18 protein-coding genes are annotated in these 17,069 nt (G+C 47.3%); 7 read left to right on the forward strand and 11 right to left on the reverse strand.

What is annotated here, in order from left to right; genetic code table 11:
- Positions 1-35 precede the first annotated feature (35 nt).
- From J4N42_RS21955 to yidZ, 3 genes are all read left to right on the forward strand, one after another.
- Complete coding sequence (locus tag J4N42_RS21955; RefSeq protein WP_503035468.1) at positions 36-860, forward strand: hypothetical protein; 825 nt, start codon at positions 36-38, stop codon at positions 858-860.
- Between the two features lie 200 nt (positions 861-1,060).
- Positions 1,061-2,284 carry an MFS transporter gene (locus J4N42_RS21960; protein WP_252032489.1) on the forward strand — a complete coding sequence of 408 codons (1,224 nt, stop codon included), beginning with the start codon at positions 1,061-1,063 and terminating at the stop codon, positions 2,282-2,284.
- Positions 2,259-3,215, forward strand: a complete 957-nt coding sequence (gene yidZ / locus J4N42_RS21965; protein ID WP_252032491.1) for an HTH-type transcriptional regulator YidZ — start codon at positions 2,259-2,261, stop codon at positions 3,213-3,215. The genes J4N42_RS21960 and yidZ overlap by 26 nt, the downstream gene beginning before the upstream one ends.
- Before the next feature lie 14 nt (positions 3,216-3,229).
- Here the strand turns inward: yidZ and J4N42_RS21970 are convergent, their stop codons facing one another.
- Complete coding sequence (locus J4N42_RS21970) at positions 3,230-4,126, reverse strand: LysR family transcriptional regulator (protein ID WP_252032494.1); 897 nt, start codon at positions 4,124-4,126, stop codon at positions 3,230-3,232.
- 117 nt (positions 4,127-4,243) lie between these two features.
- Between J4N42_RS21970 and J4N42_RS21975 the strand changes: the two genes are divergently transcribed.
- Positions 4,244-4,612, forward strand: a complete 369-nt coding sequence (locus J4N42_RS21975; protein ID WP_252032497.1) for a DoxX family protein — start codon at positions 4,244-4,246, stop codon at positions 4,610-4,612.
- A 28-nt stretch (positions 4,613-4,640) separates the two neighbouring features.
- On the opposite strand, the gene J4N42_RS21980 is transcribed toward J4N42_RS21975, so the two are convergent.
- Positions 4,641-5,546 (reverse strand): LysR substrate-binding domain-containing protein, encoded by a 906-nt coding sequence (locus tag J4N42_RS21980; protein ID WP_252032500.1) that lies wholly within the window; start codon positions 5,544-5,546, stop codon positions 4,641-4,643.
- Between the two features lie 102 nt (positions 5,547-5,648).
- On the opposite strand from J4N42_RS21980, the gene J4N42_RS21985 reads away from it, so the two are divergent.
- Both J4N42_RS21985 and J4N42_RS21990 read left to right on the forward strand, forming a co-directional pair.
- Positions 5,649-6,980: a 6-phospho-beta-glucosidase gene (locus J4N42_RS21985; protein WP_252032503.1), complete on the forward strand. Its 1,332-nt coding sequence runs from the start codon at positions 5,649-5,651 to the stop codon at positions 6,978-6,980.
- Between the two features lie 14 nt (positions 6,981-6,994).
- Positions 6,995-7,756: a carbohydrate deacetylase gene (locus J4N42_RS21990; RefSeq protein WP_252032506.1), complete on the forward strand. Its 762-nt coding sequence runs from the start codon at positions 6,995-6,997 to the stop codon at positions 7,754-7,756.
- Between the two features lie 73 nt (positions 7,757-7,829).
- Here J4N42_RS21990 and J4N42_RS21995 read toward each other — a convergent pair whose 3' ends face one another.
- Positions 7,830-8,312, reverse strand: a complete 483-nt coding sequence (locus J4N42_RS21995) for a GNAT family N-acetyltransferase (RefSeq protein ID WP_252032509.1) — start codon at positions 8,310-8,312, stop codon at positions 7,830-7,832.
- Positions 8,313-8,648: 336 nt separating this feature from the next.
- Here J4N42_RS21995 and J4N42_RS22000 point away from each other — a divergent pair, with 336 nt between their 5' ends.
- Positions 8,649-10,391 (forward strand): sensor domain-containing diguanylate cyclase, encoded by a 1,743-nt coding sequence (locus J4N42_RS22000; protein ID WP_252032511.1) that lies wholly within the window; start codon positions 8,649-8,651, stop codon positions 10,389-10,391.
- Between the two features lie 95 nt (positions 10,392-10,486).
- Here J4N42_RS22000 and cydX read toward each other — a convergent pair whose 3' ends face one another.
- The 8 genes from cydX to J4N42_RS22040 form a co-directional block, all read right to left on the reverse strand.
- Entirely contained in the window at positions 10,487-10,594 is a 108-nt protein-coding gene (cydX, locus tag J4N42_RS22005) for a cytochrome bd-I oxidase subunit CydX (protein WP_252032514.1), read from the reverse strand.
- A 10-nt stretch (positions 10,595-10,604) separates the two neighbouring features.
- Complete coding sequence (cydB, locus tag J4N42_RS22010; RefSeq protein ID WP_252032517.1) at positions 10,605-11,741, reverse strand: cytochrome d ubiquinol oxidase subunit II; 1,137 nt, start codon at positions 11,739-11,741, stop codon at positions 10,605-10,607.
- A gap of 9 nt (positions 11,742-11,750) precedes the next feature.
- Positions 11,751-13,346 (reverse strand): cytochrome ubiquinol oxidase subunit I, encoded by a 1,596-nt coding sequence (locus tag J4N42_RS22015; protein ID WP_252032519.1) that lies wholly within the window; start codon positions 13,344-13,346, stop codon positions 11,751-11,753.
- A gap of 79 nt (positions 13,347-13,425) precedes the next feature.
- Positions 13,426-14,025: an HvfX family Cu-binding RiPP maturation protein gene (locus J4N42_RS22020; RefSeq protein WP_252032521.1), complete on the reverse strand. Its 600-nt coding sequence runs from the start codon at positions 14,023-14,025 to the stop codon at positions 13,426-13,428.
- On the reverse strand, positions 14,022-14,750 hold the full coding sequence (locus J4N42_RS22025) for an HvfC/BufC family peptide modification chaperone (protein WP_252032523.1): 729 nt from the start codon (positions 14,748-14,750) through the stop codon (positions 14,022-14,024). Before J4N42_RS22025 ends, J4N42_RS22020 begins: the two co-directional genes overlap by 4 nt.
- Positions 14,743-15,609 (reverse strand): MbnB/TglH/ChrH family RiPP precursor modification enzyme, encoded by an 867-nt coding sequence (locus J4N42_RS22030; protein ID WP_252032525.1) that lies wholly within the window; start codon positions 15,607-15,609, stop codon positions 14,743-14,745. The genes J4N42_RS22025 and J4N42_RS22030 overlap by 8 nt, the downstream gene beginning before the upstream one ends.
- Positions 15,597-15,911, reverse strand: coding sequence for a hypothetical protein (locus tag J4N42_RS22035; RefSeq protein ID WP_252032527.1), 315 nt, complete (start codon positions 15,909-15,911; stop codon positions 15,597-15,599). Before J4N42_RS22035 ends, J4N42_RS22030 begins: the two co-directional genes overlap by 13 nt.
- Entirely contained in the window at positions 15,904-16,857 is a 954-nt protein-coding gene (locus tag J4N42_RS22040) for an MBL fold metallo-hydrolase (RefSeq protein WP_252032529.1), read from the reverse strand. The genes J4N42_RS22035 and J4N42_RS22040 overlap by 8 nt, the downstream gene beginning before the upstream one ends.
- Positions 16,858-17,069 lie beyond the last annotated feature (212 nt).

Raw genomic sequence — 17,069 nt, forward strand, 5'->3', positions numbered from 1 at the left:
GAGCACTCATCCCTCAATCCATTAAGAATACCATCATGAAAATCAACACATTTTCCTCTCTGCCAAGCACATTAGCGCTAGGTTTACTCACTGCGGTTTCTGCTTCACAAGTCATCGCCTCCGAGCAAGACACTGTTCAAGACATGAGTGATCCGCTTGCGGTTTATACTCAAGCGGGTGCGGGTTACAGCGACAAAGGTTTGAACCTTAAATTTGGCCAAACCTACGATACGGGTTCCGACACTACGATGGGCATGAATGTTTTAGAAATCAAAGGTATTGCCGGTGATGCCGTTGGCTTTCGAGACAACAATAAAGCGCTCTATTCTGGTGTAGATGATTCCATCGATTCCCTGCGTTTTCGTAATTTCAGCGTCGATTTAACCAACGGCCGTGGCGCACAAATTGACCTGAACTATAACTTCGATACTAATCAGGGTTCGGCGTCCTATAGCTTCATTCAAGCGCTGCCAAAATTCGGCCCAGTTAACCTATACCCTTTAGCCGGATTGGGAGTCGCTGCGGGGGAGCCTTTAACGGACAAAGACCGCTCAGACGCTGATGAACTCCACCAGCGCTATGATATACACGGCACATTCTATGTGGCAGGTATGTACACTAAGGTCGAAATTACCGATGCCATCTGGCTTAACTACAACCCGATGTATCTGGGCACTATTAGTGGCTCAGAAGCCTATAAACACGGCGCGTTCTACGGTGATGACTCAGTTTTCACCCATGAGTTTGCTGTTTCGTACCAAGTTAATCCGCGTTTCAACCTACGCTACTTCGCCAACTGGGACGAAGAAGTTCGGTTTGAGAACGGCGACCATCGCATCGAATTCAACTATCAGTTCTAATTAATTTTGATTGTTCTAACGGAGCTCTTCGGTGCTCCGTTTTCCTTTTTAGAAACCTTTCTGCCCATAAGGGCTAACTTTTAAGCGCTTCTCACTTGGTGATGTCGTAAATGGAAATACCTGTTGTCATAATGGCAACACGCCTATTGCCGTGATTTCGCCTATTATCCTCACATTCAATTGATTTCAGTGAGGTGGGTATGTCCCGATTTCTTTTGTGCAGCTTTGCACTTGTATTGCTTTATCCAACGGCCATCGACCTCTACTTAGTGGGTTTGCCACAAATTGCGGCCGACCTATCGGCCACAGAGTCGCAACTACATATTGCTTTCTCAATTTATTTAGCAGGTATGGCAGCCACCATGTTAGTTGTTGGGCGCATCGCTGACCGGTTTGGACGTAAGCCGGTTGCCATGTTTGGTGCATTGGTATTTGCGGTTGCATCTTGGTTTGGAGGGGCTGCTACGTCGAGCGAAAGCTTCCTAATGATGCGCTTTTTCCAAGGTGTGGGAGCGGGCTGCTGTTATGTCGTAGCGTTCGCCATATTGCGCGACACGCTAGACGATCAAAAGCGCGCTAAGGTGCTGTCGATGCTCAACGGCATTACCTGTGTGATCCCTGTGATTGCACCAGTGATTGGCCACCTGATTATGCTTAAATTCCCTTGGCCAGTGTTGTTTACTGCCATGGCGTCGATGGGGGTTCTGGTTGGCCTCATTGCGACGTTCGTTCTTAAGGAAACGTTGCCAAGTAAAACCCACAAACCCTCTTTGCAAGCAGCCAAGGCAAACGGCTCGGAAACAGAGGTTGATTCGAAGAGCAATGAATCTCTTACGGATCCTATGTTCATGTCTCGCGTGCTTGTTACCTCGCTTGGCGTCACTGCGATTCTGACTTACGTGAACACCTCACCGATGATCTTGATGGAAATACTTGGATTTTCACGCGGTGAATACTCCGCCACGATGGCACTCACTGCACTTGTCAGCATGCTGACATCATTCTCAGCGCCGTTCGCATTGTCGTACTTCAAGCAACGCTCCATTCTGCTTGTGTCGCAAAGCCTAGTTATCGCGTCGGCTATCGTCATTCTCGCGGCTCACTTGAATGGCGATAGCTCGACCCTCTATTTAGCTGGTTTTGCGATCCTCTGCATGGGGTTCTCGATTGGCTTTGGGGTTGCAATGAGTCAAGCGCTGAGCCCATTTGCCCAGCGCGCTGGCTTGGCCAGCTCTACATTAGGCATCTCTCAGGTGTGCTTTTCAGCTGTGTATATTTGGTTGATGGGCATGTTAGGCGTGTCGGCTATTGCAATGTTAGTGATTGCACTGGCTGCCGGTGGCGCTATCGGCTTGACTCTAATAGTATTAGTGTCAAATCAACCACGTAGCGATGGCCATGAAACGATCTCTTGCACGCCTTGACCTAAATCTGTTGTTCACTCTGCAATTGCTGCTGCAAGAGCAGAGTGTCACCAAAGCCGCCAAAAAGCTCAGTGTGACGCCTTCTACAGTGAGCAAGTCTTTAGCGAAACTGCGTGACTGGTTTGATGACCCACTGTTTGTGAATACCCCGCAGGGGCTGCGTCCAACACCCCTGGCCAGCAGCATGGAAGCCAGCCTATCTGATTGGCTGCAAATCGGCAGCGAGATAGTGTCACGCCGAGGCGACGAAGCACCAAGCGGAGTGCGCTTTAACTTAGGGGTAGAGTCGCCCCTCTCGCTGATTATGGTTGATGAACTCACATCGCGAATTCACCACACCTACCCTGACTCTAAAGTGAAATTCCACAACTGGGACTACGACTCACTCGATGCCATCACTCGAGGCGAAGTCGATATCGGCTTCACTGGCCGAGAAAGCCACCCGCGCTCTAAAGAGTCACTCGATTTACTGCCCTACTTCATTGATTTTGAGGTGCTCTTTACCGACTTACCTTTGGTTTACGTGCGAAACGACCACCCTGTATTACAGCAAGAATGGAGCTTGGAAACCTTTCTGAGCTATCCGCATATCAACGTAACGTGGGAAAAAAGCGAAAGCTGGGCATTGGATGATATTTTGATAGAGCTTGGCCAGCACCGTAACGTGAACCTCACCATGGCGAGTTTCGAGCAAGCGCTGTTTGTCGCAGAAAAGCCGGGGCACAATATGATCACTACCGCACCAAAGTACTGCCAACGGTATTGTAACCAGCTGCACCCAAACCTCGTCGCTCTGCCTATTCCCGTTGATGAAGAACAACAGCAAAAGCTCAAAATTCCGTTTACGATGATTTGGCACAAACGCAATAATCAAAACCCCAAAATTCAGTGGCTCAGAGATACGATTAAAAGCTTGTATTGCAATGGGTAACGAAACCTAAAACGCTAATCTAGTTGAGGCTGGTTATTTAAAGCCTCGACTAGAAAATCTATGAATACTCTTACTTTTAACGGTGTCCTGTGAGTATTTTTGTAAACCGCATACATAGGAAGCGTCATCGGTTCTAAGTGAGTGAACAGAGCAATCAACTCTCCCTTCTCCAATTCCTTAGCCACCATCCAGTGTGGAAGTGCGGTAATCCCATGGCCAAGCATGGTCATCTTCAACATCATTTCGGCGCTGTCTGTACTTAACGTAGGTTCCAACGACACTTCCTCTCGTCCACCTCCGACACGGCCAATCGACCACTTGGATGGCATAAATGAGTAGCGAATGTAGCGATGTTTCTTAAGGTCTTGAAGTTGCTGTGGTGCTTGGTATTGGTCTAGGTATTCTCTTGAGGCAACAAATACAACGCGATTGTCCATCAAGTAACGCGCTTTGAGGGTTGAGTCCTGTAAATTCGCGACTCGTATCGCGACGTCGACATCATCTTGAATCAAATCACTTTGCTTATCGTTAAGTGACAGATCCAACTTTAACTTGGGGTTGGTGAGCATAAACTCACTGAGTGGGAGTGCAAGTAAACGTAAGCCGAGGGAAGTCGGCATAGATACTTTCAAACTCCCCTGAACCTGCACTGCCTCAGCTAATAACTGGGCTTCAACTTCTTGTTGCTCTTCCAGCATCCTTTTGCAATAGCTGTAGTATGCGTGCCCAGCCTCAGTCAAAGAAAGCTTCCGACTCGTTCGGTTAATTAGCGTTATTGCTAAATTTGCTTCCAGCCAAGCTACCTTCTTGCTGATTGAACTCTGTGTAACGTCTCTTTCCATGGCGACAGCCGTAAAGCTTCCCAACTCGCTCACTCTGACAAACGTTTGAATACACTCGATTTTATCCATAACCATTCCCACTTGGAATTTATACCAGTCTCCAACTGGTATTTATAATAGCAACTGGGAATAGATAATGGTGTGAAATATCCAAACAACATTAAGAACAACACATCGAGGCTCGAAATGAACACTCTTTACATCACAAACACCCTATTGGTCTTATTCTTCACCTTTGCCAGCTCTATTAAAATCTTTGGCTGGCAGAAATTAATATTCGATACTCAACTCCAGTTCTTTGTTAAGTACGGATTAAACCGAAGCATAATGCGACTAGTGGGGATGGTAGAAATGACAGCAAGTATCCTGCTTGCCACCGCATTTACTCCTATTGATTCCACTTATTTGGTTCCTGTAGGTGCTGCATTAATTGCGCTGACTTCTATTGGCGCAATTTTCTTCCACCTAAGATTCGATACTTTCAAGGATGCGATACCAGCAATTGTGACGTTATTGCTTTCAAGCTATGTATTGATAAGCCTTCAAATGCCGTGATACAGGCAATTGAAATATAGGGTCAGCTTTACTCTGTTGACCCCACCTCATCTAGCTGAGAGTGAATCCATTTAGAAAATACCTGAAACTTGGTTCGGTGCTGCATTCCTTGCGGGCACACTAGATCGTAGCCTTTGCCCGAATCAATTGAGTCAAATGGCGCAACCAGCTGCCCGCTATCGAGCATCGGTTGCACAAACTCCATTCTGCCAAGCGCAACCCCCATGGAGTAGCGGGCAGCATCAATGGCCTGCTCGTTAAAGCTGTACAGATCGCTTCCCGACACACTATCGATATCGAGCCCAACTTCTTGCAACCAATGTGGCCACGCATTACGCGATCCACTATGAATAAAATTCGCATTACGCAGATTGTCGATACTGTCTAACAGGCCGTGGTCTTTCGCATACTCAGGCGAACAAACGGGCGTACGAATGCCAACAAACAGCCGCTCGCTGTGATGGTTGGGATAACGGCCTTCGCTATAGAAAATGGCCACATCGTAGGGATCAAACTGAAAATCCGAACGGTTCTGTTTAGTCTGCAATTTCAGGCTCAAGTTTGGGTATAGCTTACGAAAGGAGCTTAACCTCGGCAGCAGCCAAGCAGAGGCAAAATAGCCAGACGTACCGATATAAAGCTCACCACTTAACTCACCGCTTTGAATATCTTCCAACTCTGAAAAAATCAGCTCGAACGACGTGTTTAGCATCGCCAGTACGCGCTCCCCTTCAGGAGTAAGTTCTAAACGACGGGTTTTGCGCACGAATAAGTGGAACTTCAGTTGTTGCTCGAGTTTTTTGATTCGGTGGCTCACGCCCCCTTGAGTCAAAAACAGCTCATTGGCTGCAAGGGTAAAGCTCAAATGCTTCGCGGCAACACTAAAAGTATGCAGCAATGACAAAAGCTGCTGTCGGTTGGAAAGAACACTCATGCATTAACTCAGCTAATTTATAAAAGGGATAACTCGTTTGTCGACTAGTATAACACCGATATAAATTAAGCCATGTAATCCAATATCAATAAGGTGAATAGCATGGCAAAACAAAAAAACTTAAAAGTTGTCGTTATCGGTGGTGGCTCTAGCTACACACCAGAATTAGTTGAAGGCTTGCTGACTCGTTCTCATGAACTACCAATTTCGGATCTTTGGTTAGTCGATATCGAAGAAGGAATGGAAAAGGCAACCATCATCGCCAACCTAACCGAGCGAATGATTGCCAAGGCGGGTTGCCAAATTCGCGTTCACCTTACAACCGATAGAAAAACCGCTCTCGAAGGTGCCGATTTTGTTTGTTCGCAGTTTCGTGCAGGGCGTTTGGAAGCCCGCATTCGTGATGAGCGAATCGCACTAAAATACAAAATGATTGGCCAAGAGACCAATGGCTTAGGCGGCTTTTCTAATGCCTGCCGTACCATTCCAATCGCACTTGAAATTGCCAAGGAAATGGAAGAACTTTGCCCGAATGCGTGGTTACTAAACTTCACCAATCCATCAGGCATGGTGACCGAAGCGCTCACTCGCTACTCAAACATTAAAACAGTCGGTTTGTGTAATGTCCCAGTCAATATGGAACGTGGCGCAGCGAAGATGCTCGATGTCGAACGAAAAGACATCACCATGCAAATCGCTGGATTAAACCATTTGGTTTGGGCAAGAAAAGTGCTGCATAAAGGTGAAGATAAACTTGAGCAAGTTCTTGAAGAACTGCTGCAAGGCAATGATCAAATGACGCCGAAAAACATCCCTCCATTCAATTGGGATGCTGACTTGCTACGCGATATGGGCATGGTGCCTTGTGCGTACCTGCGTTATTACTACCAATCGCGCGACATCATCAACAAAGAGTTTGAAGCCTCGGAGTCGAAATCAAACCGTGCAGATTTGGTTGCGAAAGTCGAAGCACAACTGCTGGAAATCTACCGCGATCCGAACTTAGACACTAAACCAAAAATCTTAGAAGAGCGTGGCGGTGCTTACTACTCTGAAGCAGCCTGTGAGCTAATGAGCAGTATTTACAACAACAAACGTACTATCATGCACGTCAACACTCGCAACAATGGTGCAATCCAAGGTCTACCAGACGATTGTGCGGTTGAAGTCAGCGCGGTTATTACCAGCAGTGAAATTCTGCCGCTCAACGTTGAACCGTTCCCAACGGATACCCTAAGGCTGATTCAATTGATGAAAGAGTTCGAGACCTTAACGGTTCAGGCGGCGATGACTGGCGACATTAATGCAGCCAAACGAGCATTGATTCTTAACCCAATTGTCGACGCTGGCACACACATCGACGATGCGCTGAGAGAAACCGTTCGAGAGAACATCGAATTTATGCCAGCATTCGCACATATATTGGAGCAATAAGCCGAGGAGTCTCCATGAAACTGATAATGAACGCCGATGACTTCGGTTTAACGGAAAGTGTTAATAATGCCATTGTTGATTGCTTCAAAGCTGGCATTGTTCAGTCGACCACAGTAATGATGAACCAACCCGGCACGCAGCATGCTGCCGAGCTATACCGAGCAGGTAAAGTCACCAACGTCGGGTTGCACTTTACTGTCACGGCAGGGAAACCGTTACTGCCAACAGAGCGAGTTGCAAGCTTGGTTGATGAAAATGGCGACTTCTTAGCCAAGTCCGTCTTGCTGAAAAAAACCGATGTATGCCCGAAAGAAGTCTACAATGAGCTCCAAGCTCAATACGACGCGGCATTGAAAGCTGGCTTTAAGCTGACTCATATCGACACTCATCACTTTGGTGGTATTTACCCAGCACTCAAACAGGCGTTCATTCAGTTTGCAAACACCGTACAAATTCCGGTAAGGCGCGTTGACTCCATTGTGGCAGGGCAAGATCCTCTTAACGTCAAAACACCTGACGTGTTTGAGCTCGGATTCTTCGACGATGGCGCAACCATGGAGCATCTGAAAGCCATTTTATCGGCTTACAGATCACAAATACCGAGCGGTAGCGTGGAGCTAATGTGTCACCCAGCAAATCAAGTAACCGAAGAGCTATGCTCACTCACAGGCTATACAGATAAAAGGCTAGAAGAGTTGCAAATACTCACTTCATCAGAACTAAAGCACTGGTTGGAAGTCGAGAAGATTCAATGCATCAGCTTTAATGATTTGTAATATAGCCACTTAAAGAACAAGCCCCGCACTGGTTGCGGGGCTTGTTCATTGATGGAAATCACAGTGGTACTCGTTACAGCGATTTAATCATCCACACATCACAACCGTTGTGAAGCGTGCCTTCCAAAGGCTGTTCTAGATGTTCAAAGCCAAGGTGTTCGTAGAGTCGAATGGCCGAATCCATGTTAGACAAAGTATCTAAGTAGCAACGTTCAAAACCTTGCTGTTTGGCATATTCTAAACACGCCAATGTGAGCTTTTTACCTAAGCCCAAGCCTCTGCTTTGCTCGAGCAAGAAGAGCTTTTTCAACTCACAGGTCGCCTCTACATCGCCAAATGGGGCCACTCCACAGCCCCCGACTACTTCACCGTTTACCAACGCGACTAAATATAAGCTGCGATGTTCTTCGGTATAGTACTGACTCATGCACTCCACTTCTGCATCCGATGGCCCAAAGCCTTCACCGACAGCGCCATACTCTCGGCCAACTTGTTTGATGATTTGGCAAACATCACTGTCGTGTTGTGGGGATATTTTGACGATTTCTACGCCCATCGAGGCTCTCCTTGGTTAGAGCGTGTTGTTCTACACACCCTCATAATACTCAGTGTTGGTGTATTCGTTATAAAGCAAAATATGAATAAGAAAAAGAGGAAGTGCTAATAACCTTGAAAACGTGATTCAAGCTGTAAAAAATTAGGGTCTGTGCCTCCGATTTTTGACTTTCTACCATAATAAATGAGTTTTATATCAACTCGATAATGCAAACCCAAATATTCCGTCTAAACTAAAGAATTAAATGTTTACATAAAAGCTTGTTTATAAAGAGAAACCACACAATAAGTAAGGCAAAAATAAACAAGTAAATGCTAGGTGATCTACGGGGCTGTTATGAAAAAAAAATCGTTCGCTAAATTTCAATATTTTCCGATCATCACCCTTGCACTTTCCATGCTGGCTGGCGGCTACTTTTATAATAAAACTTTAGACGACTGGTTAACCCAAATCGTGAGCGGCTACATGCTCAATTTAGTCGATGATGTTTCCCATCAGGTGCAAGAGAAGAACCTCGACTTATACGATATGAGCTCAGTAGAGATCGATCAATTTCTGGATACCCTTTCTCAAGCCGGAGTCGGGCGTAGATTCACCATCATTCACAGTAGTGGCAAAGTATTAGGGGATTCACAGCTCAACGGGCGCGAAATTGCCAATACTGACGACCACAGTTCTCGGCCAGAAGTGATGGCTGCATTGGCCGGCGACCATGGGATGTCTAAACATTACAGCTCTACCGTTAACCAAGAGATGTTATACGTCGCCAAGAGGCTAGAACTGCCACCGGATGAGCATGGTCACGACTCAACCTACGTGCTCAGGTTAGCCATGCCGATGACCACACTGACCTCGATGGCGAAAGACTTACAGCTGATCGTTTTTGCGCTTTTAGTTAGCTCACTGGTGATCTTAGTGTTCTCATCTTGGGTTTCTAACCGCCGCCTGCTGTTTCTGATCAATAATGAGCGCGACCAACAAGAAGAACGGATTCGCCGCAGCACCCAAGAAATCGAGCTACTCCATCGCCTAGCCAACATGCTAGCTGCATGTAACAACATCAAAGAAGCACAAACCGTTGTAGCCGATATCATTCCTCGCATCTTAGGTGACATTAATGGCTGTGTATCCATCATGCGTGAATCGCGTAACCAATTGGAAGTGAAGCTCGATTGGGGTGGTGATTGGCCAGCCAATAAGATCTACGCTCCCCATGATTGTTGGGCACTTCGCAAGGGTAAATACCATTTATCAGCGGATGAACATCATCACCTGCCTTGTAGCCACATGAGCCAATGCGAAGACCAAGGCCTCACCCTTTGTATCCCTTTAACTGCACACGGTAATACCGTAGGTATGTACCATCTTTATTTTGGTCAGGAAGTGAAAACCGTCTCCGAAGAAACTAAGCAGCTCGCATTTACCATTGCCGAGCACTTAGGCTTAGCACTGGCGAACTTAAGCCTGCAAGAGAAACTCCGCTCTCAAGCACTCAGCGATCCACTTACAGGTCTATTCAACCGTCGTTACTTTGAAGAAGTGTTCGACAACGAGTGGTCTAAATCGAGTGCAGACCAAACGCCTCTGTCACTGTTAATGCTTGATCTCGACCACTTCAAGCGATTTAACGACAACTTCGGTCACGATGCTGGCGATTACGTGCTAAAAGAAGTTTCTAACCTGCTTAAAAGAGTCATTGGAGAAGAACATGTGGCGTGCCGCCTAGGTGGGGAAGAACTGGCTGTCATCAGCCCAAATTGCACCATAGATGAATCCCTTGCCCTTGCAGACGAAATAGTCAGAGAGGTGCGAGAGCTGCATCTAGACATGAAAGGGTTATCGCTTGGTCAACTTGGTGTATCTATTGGTGTTACCACCTACCCTGATCTCAATGCATCCACTACCGAGCTAATCAAAGCGGCTGACACTGCACTTTACCAAGCTAAGAATAATGGCCGAAGCCAAGCCATTCACACCAACAAGTCCGACGCGGCACTGGTTGAGCTAAAACAGGCAAACAAACCTTCTGCAAAAAAGGCGAAAGGCACTGAGCTCGATCCTGTCGACTTCGCTAAGTAAGCAGGAAAGAGCCTCCTCTTTTAAACCACCAAATCAAACACTAAACTAAAACGCCCTCTAATTTTGAGGGCGTTTATCTTTAGCTTATCGGCCTGTTAGAACTCTTCACCATCGAATCGACCCGTATTTTCATTCCATAAGCCATTGATGATACCGAATGAGCAAGCGAGAAGAATGCCAAGAACCCAGCACAAATACCACATACCAATCTCCTTAATAGAGTGACGAACTGTTGTCGCGGATATAGTCGTTATCTAACCGACCGAACATTTTGTAATAACACCAAGCGGTGTAACCCAAGATCACCGGCACCACAATAATCGCGACGATAGAAATGATACCGAGCGTTTTCTCACTCGACGTCGCATCCCAAATGGTCAGGCTGTGCGACGGATTAATGCTGGATGGCATAATCATTGGGAACAGCGCCACACCTGCCGTTAATATGATGCACGCAATCGCTATGCTAGACATGGTAAAAGCTAAGCCAGCACGGCGGCTGACGGTCGCCCACAAGCAAAGCAATAAACTGAACACCGCAGTGAATGGAATCAGCCAGAGTGATGGCACATCGCTAAAGTTATGCAGCAGGTTCCCAGCCACGGCCACTACGTGCTTATTGAGCGGATTCGACACCGCATCCGCCGCGATAGAGCCATCAATCAGGTAACCCGCATGAGCGGCTGCAAACAATCCACCAAACATAAACAGCAACATGGTCGCACTTGCACCATACAGCGTCATGGTTTGAGCTCGGCTACGCAGTTCATCCTTGGTCTTCATTTGTAGGAAGGTGGCACCTTGTGTCATCACCATTGCTAAGCTCACTAACCCACAAAGAATTGGGAACGGAGTCAGTAAGTCAAAGAACCCACCTTGATAATCGAGCATCAGTAAGTTGTTGAGTTCAAACGGTACTCCCACCAGCAGGTTACCAAAGCCGACACCAAAGATAATTGGAGGCACGATACCACTGACAAACAGAGCAACATCACACGCTTTGCGCCACTGAGGGTCATCAATTTTGGCGCGATAATCCATGCCGATTGGGCGCAGCCACAATGAGGCAAGTACCAGAAGCATCGCAATGTAAAAGCTAGAAAATGCAGCCGCATACACCAGTGGCCAAATAGCGAAGATGGCTCCGCCAGCCGTTATCAGCCAAACTTGGTTGCCATCCCAGTGAGGTGCAATCGAATTGAGCATCACGCGACGATCTAGGTTATCTTTGCCCATCACAGGTAATAGTGCGGCGACACCCATATCAAAGCCATCAGTTATGGTAAAACCAATTAGCAGTACCCCGACGACCGCCCAGGTAAACAGACGTAAGGTTTCATAATCAAACATAGTCTTTCCTTAGTGCTGGTCGATCAGCGCAAGTGAGTCATTTCTTTTGTCATCGCTAGGCGTATTTTCGTAGTGATAACGGCCAGTTTTGAGTACGCTCGGGCCACGTTTGGCAAACTTAACCATCAAATACATTTCAACGATTAAGAACGCGGTATAGAACAGATATACAAACGCGAGTGACAACCAAATCTCACTTGGCGCTAGGTTAGAAGCCGCCATGTTCACTGGCAGAACTTCACCGATTGCCCACGGCTGACGCCCGTATTCAGCCACAAACCAACCCGCTTCACAGGCAATAAATGGTAATGGAATCGCCCACAACGATGCTTTCAGCAACCAACGATTTGAACCCAGCTTTCTGCGACAAACCTGAACGAATGACAGGCCGATGATGGTGAACATCAATACCCCACAGGCCACCATAATACGGAAACTCCAGAACAAAGGCGCCACTTGAGGAATGGTATCTTGTGCAGCTTGCTTGATTTGGCTTTCGCTCGCATCCGTCACCTTGTCGGTGTACTTCTTGAGTAGCAAGCCGTAACCAAGATCTTGCTTCACTGAATCGAATTTTGCGATGTTATCGGCACTATCGTTTCCTGAACGAAGCTCTTCCAGTAACCCATAGGCTTGCATTCCCGAGCGAATTCGCTGCTCGCTTTGCGCCATCAAATCACGAAGTCCGATAACAGGTTCATCGAGTGAACGGGTGGCAATGATGCCCATAACGTAAGGGATTTTTATCGCGTAATCCGTTTCCATGGTTTCTTGATTAGGGAAACCAAACAGCGTGAATGAAGCCGGTGCTTCTTCGGTGTGCCATTCCGACTCTATTGCCGCCAATTTCACTTGCTGCACATCACCCAGTTCATAACCTGACTCGTCTCCGAGCATTAGGGTTGAAACGATAGCAGCCATACCAAACGCTGAGGCAACGGCAAATGAACGACGCGCGAAGGCAATGTCTCGGCCCTTTAATAAGTAATACGCACTGATGCCCATAATAAACAGCGCGCCTGTGGTGTAGCCCGCCGCCACGGTATGCACGAACTTCACCTGTGTTACGGGGTTGAAGACCACCTCAATAAAGTTGGTCATTTCCATTCGCATGGTTTGATAATTGAACTCCGCCCCCACTGGGTTTTGCATCCAGCCATTGGCCATCAAGATCCACAAACCAGAGAAGTTAGATCCCAGAGCCGTGAGCCAAGTGACCGATAAGTGCTGGCGCTTAGACAAGCGGTCCCAACCAAAAAAGAACATCCCGACTAACGTTGACTCAAGGAAGAACGCAATCAAGGCTTCAATGGCTAACGGCGCACCAAAAATATCGCCCACGTAATGGGAGTAGTACGCCCAGTTAGTGCCAAATTGGAACTCCATGGTCAGGCCGGTGGCAACCCCAACGGCAAAGTTAATTCCGAACAGTTTGCCCCAAAACTTGGTCATATCTTTGTAGATGGTTTTCCCCGTCATGACGTACAAAGACTCCATCACGGCCAGCAAGAAAGACAAACCTATGGTCAGAGGAACGAATATAAAGTGATAAAGCGCGGTACTCGCGAACTGAAACCGCGACAGATCAACGACATCTGTAAGCATAAGAACTCCTTCCCGCTACTGATGTAGCGGGTTAGATAAGAGAAATGTATAACTGTTTAATAAAGCGTTAAGAGTGAATTTACGCTTTGTCTGTGGAGTTGGAGAATGGTTTTCTCAACCAGTAGTCTAGGCTCACGTAACGGCCACCACCGTAGAAGAACAGCACCAGTAGCATCACAAAGTAAGTTGCCGCGAACTCCATCCCGTTGTTGAGCATCACCGGGTCGCCCAGTTCTGTGATGTAGTTGTATCGGCCAGGGAAGTTCACCGCCAGCCACTCAATGAAGCCATTCAAACGTACTGTGGCTTCCATTCCGCTGGTTGCAATGGCATCCCAACCATGTTTCCAATGCACCATGGCACTTGCCACACTCATTAAAAAGATCATCGGAATCGACATCACTCGGGTAAACAAGCCCAAAGCGATACAAATGCACCCCAGCACTTCAGTTCCCGCCGCTAAAAACGCCAGTAGTTCAGGAAAAGGTAAGTTCAAGCCACCATCGGCTGTTGATGCGCCAAACCACGCGACCGTACCAGAAAAGCCCAGCACCTTAGATCGAGCACCGACAAAAATCACCGGAATCAAGTAGAGGCGAATTGAGAGTAACGCCAAGTAATCGTATTTTTTGCATTTTTCGACGACAGCGTCGAACCAGTTGAGAGCTGACTTAATCATAATTTTTCTCCTAAAGGTTGGACTGAAAGCAGCCCGATTTCATTGAAGTGTTGAGCCCACTCCATGAAACTGAATCTGGCGAGGTGCTGAGCAGCAATGTGTTGTAGTTGCGCCAGAGTCAGGTTTTGCTGTTGTAGTAATTGAATCAGCGCGACATCCACTTCTCGGAGTTTTTGCGATATCACGTGATGATGCGAGTTGCGAAACACGGCATAGAACACTGGGTGTCGCCGGCGAGTTAAGAACGTCACCGTGTCTTGGTGGAGCAAAAACGGCACTTCAACCAGCCTAAGCGTTGGGTTGAGCCACACGCTATCGTCTTGCTGGATTGCCTGTTTTTCCCCATCAAAAAATGCCGCATCCAATGTGTCTATTTCTGCATTAAATGCCACCCACTCGTATTCCAGCAAGGCCAGTTGATCTGCAAATACGGGCAGCTTGTCACCGTCGCGGCTGCACTGCAGAAATTGAACAAACTCAGTGGCGATATGGTGAAACTCCGGCAAGGATGAGCCATGCACAGCAACAAACTCTTCGGCCATCTGCATCAGTTGAGCATCGGTAAATTGCGACGAAAACAGAGGGAATGTATTCGCAACCACACCTAGAATGTTGTCGCGGATAAATTCGCTATATCGGCACCTTGCCAGTTGCTCATTTGGCAACCGGATCAACGCCGTCAACGATTCCGTTTGTTCAAGCATCTTGTTGGGAGGGTTAATCATTCAACACCTCCTCACACAAAGTGGTAATGGTTTGGCTAAAGTCGAGGATATCGTCATGGACACCTCGCAATTCTTCAGCCAACGCCAACAACGGTGGCACGTTATGGTCACGCTCTAGCAGTAGTGGCTTACTGCCATGCACGGAATAGGTATAACGAGCCAGGTCGACCACTTCACTGGGTACTGGTTTGCCATGAGTATCAAGCAAGAAGTTATCCTGCTCTTTCAAATGGCCTGCGATGTGGTAGTAGCGAATCGCATCACTAGGCAGAGTGTTGATCATGTCGTATGGGCAATAGCGGTGATTGCGGCTATTCACAAACACGTTATTGATGTCGATAAGCAGTTCACAGCCACTACGCTCACTGATCTCTGCGATAAACTCGCCTTCTGGCATTTCATCCCCGTAATTGTGGTAGTAAGAGATATTCTCCAATGCGATTGGGCGTTGGATGATGTCTTGCACCCTTTTAATACGCTCTACCAGATACGGGATGTTTTCTTTGTGTCGAGGGATCGGAAGCAGTTCATGCAAATAGCCTTGATGATCACGCGAGAAACTCAGGTGTTCGCTATAGATGTCGATATTCAATTCATCGAGAAAGCGTGCAACCTCTCTTACAAAGGACTCGTTCAGCGGTTGGCAATCGCCAATGGATAAGCTCAAACCGTGCGCCACGAGCGGGTAACGTTTAGCAATCTCTTGAAGCTGTTCGCGCTTGAGACCGCCCATGTTCATCCAGTTTTCCGGCGCTAACTCTAGAAAATCAATATCTGGGTGCTCTGGCAACTGACACAGCAAGTCGACATGTTCGCTGCGCAGTCCAATGCCTTTTGATGTATTGGTTATTGTCCGCATACTCCACCTGTTACTTTGCTTTTGGTGAGTCGAAGTGTTTCTTCTGACGGGTTGATGCCTTCGCCTGTCACGCCACATTTGCCGTCACGAGCACGAACTAAACGACCTTGTGGATCGCTCTTGAGTTCTTGTTTCTCAAAGCGTTTTTCTGTACCACATTTACCCGCGGCACATTTACCGCCATGTTGAGAGCTCGACTGAGCTTCCACTGGCGCTTCTGTTGGCGTATCGGCAAACGCCATACCTGAGTTAAGCGTGATGACCGATGTCATCGCGATAGAAAGAGCGAGCTTATTATTCATGGGAGATCTCCTTCGCTGCACTGATTGGGTAACTTGATAAGTCATGACCAGCGATCACTTGACCGTGGTAGTACTCTTTAACGATCTTGATCGATTCCGGCTTGAGCTTGAGTCCAAGCCCCATCCAGTGATTAAGCACTAAGATTTTTGGATTCACTTCTGCAGCGATCTTGCCGACAATGGATGGTTTAGCATGCATAAATGTCGAAACTTCACCCGCTTCTTCATGAATCGCTAAAGGCATCAATAAGATGTCAGCCCCTTTAGCAAAGTCGATAAAGTCTGGGTTGCTGCCGTTTTGATCCGCAGAAATCACTATCACGCCTTCGTCGCTTTCAACTCGATAAGCCAAAGCAGGCACATCACCATGGGGGATCCCCAACGCGGAGATGGTCAAGCCATCTTGTTGGTAGACGGTGATACCGTGTGAGCTGGTGTATGGCACATCAGTGATCGTGACAGGGAATAAGCCATCGCTGCCGTCGAACAGGCCATTCAAGTAGGCATACGCACCCTTGTCTCCATCGAATAAGGCTTTCATGTAACCCGTTAGACTTGGAAATGCAGAGCCTGCTTCTGGGCCAGCGATATCAAGTGGATCTTGACGGTCAAAGAAGTAGCCGCCTTTTAACAGAGCCGGTACGTCAGCCACATGGTCGGTATGGAAGTGAGTCAAACCAAGGAAGTCTAAATCTTCCAGTTTTCCGCCCGCTTGCCCAAATCGCAGATACACACCACCACCAGCATCAATCATCACGCGCGACTTTCCTTTCCACCAAATCAGCTCGCCAGACGACGATCGCAAATCATCTGAGATTGGCCCACCGGAGCCAAGAAGCTGTAAAGTGAAGTCTTTCTCTAGCGGTTCGAGAGACAGCGCATAACTGTTGGCCGCACCAAGGGATAACCCAAGAGCAAGCACTAGCGCTTTTAAAGGCTTTTTCATATTGAACACCTATTAGTTTGATTTTGTTATATTTTCCTTTGGGTGAGCGTCCAAAGAAGTGACGAGAGGGCAGGAAAAACGATCTGTTTTTGATGTCCGTCAAAGCACGGGGCTAAGATATCCAATAAGGGAAGTTAAATATATCCAGTAATTTTAAAGATTCGTTCAACCAAACTGAACAATGGAGAAAGAGAAGAATTTCGATTCCGCTA

It is taken from the genome of Vibrio sp. SCSIO 43135, assembly GCF_023716665.1.
GTDB classification, from domain to species: domain Bacteria; phylum Pseudomonadota; class Gammaproteobacteria; order Enterobacterales; family Vibrionaceae; genus Vibrio; species Vibrio paucivorans.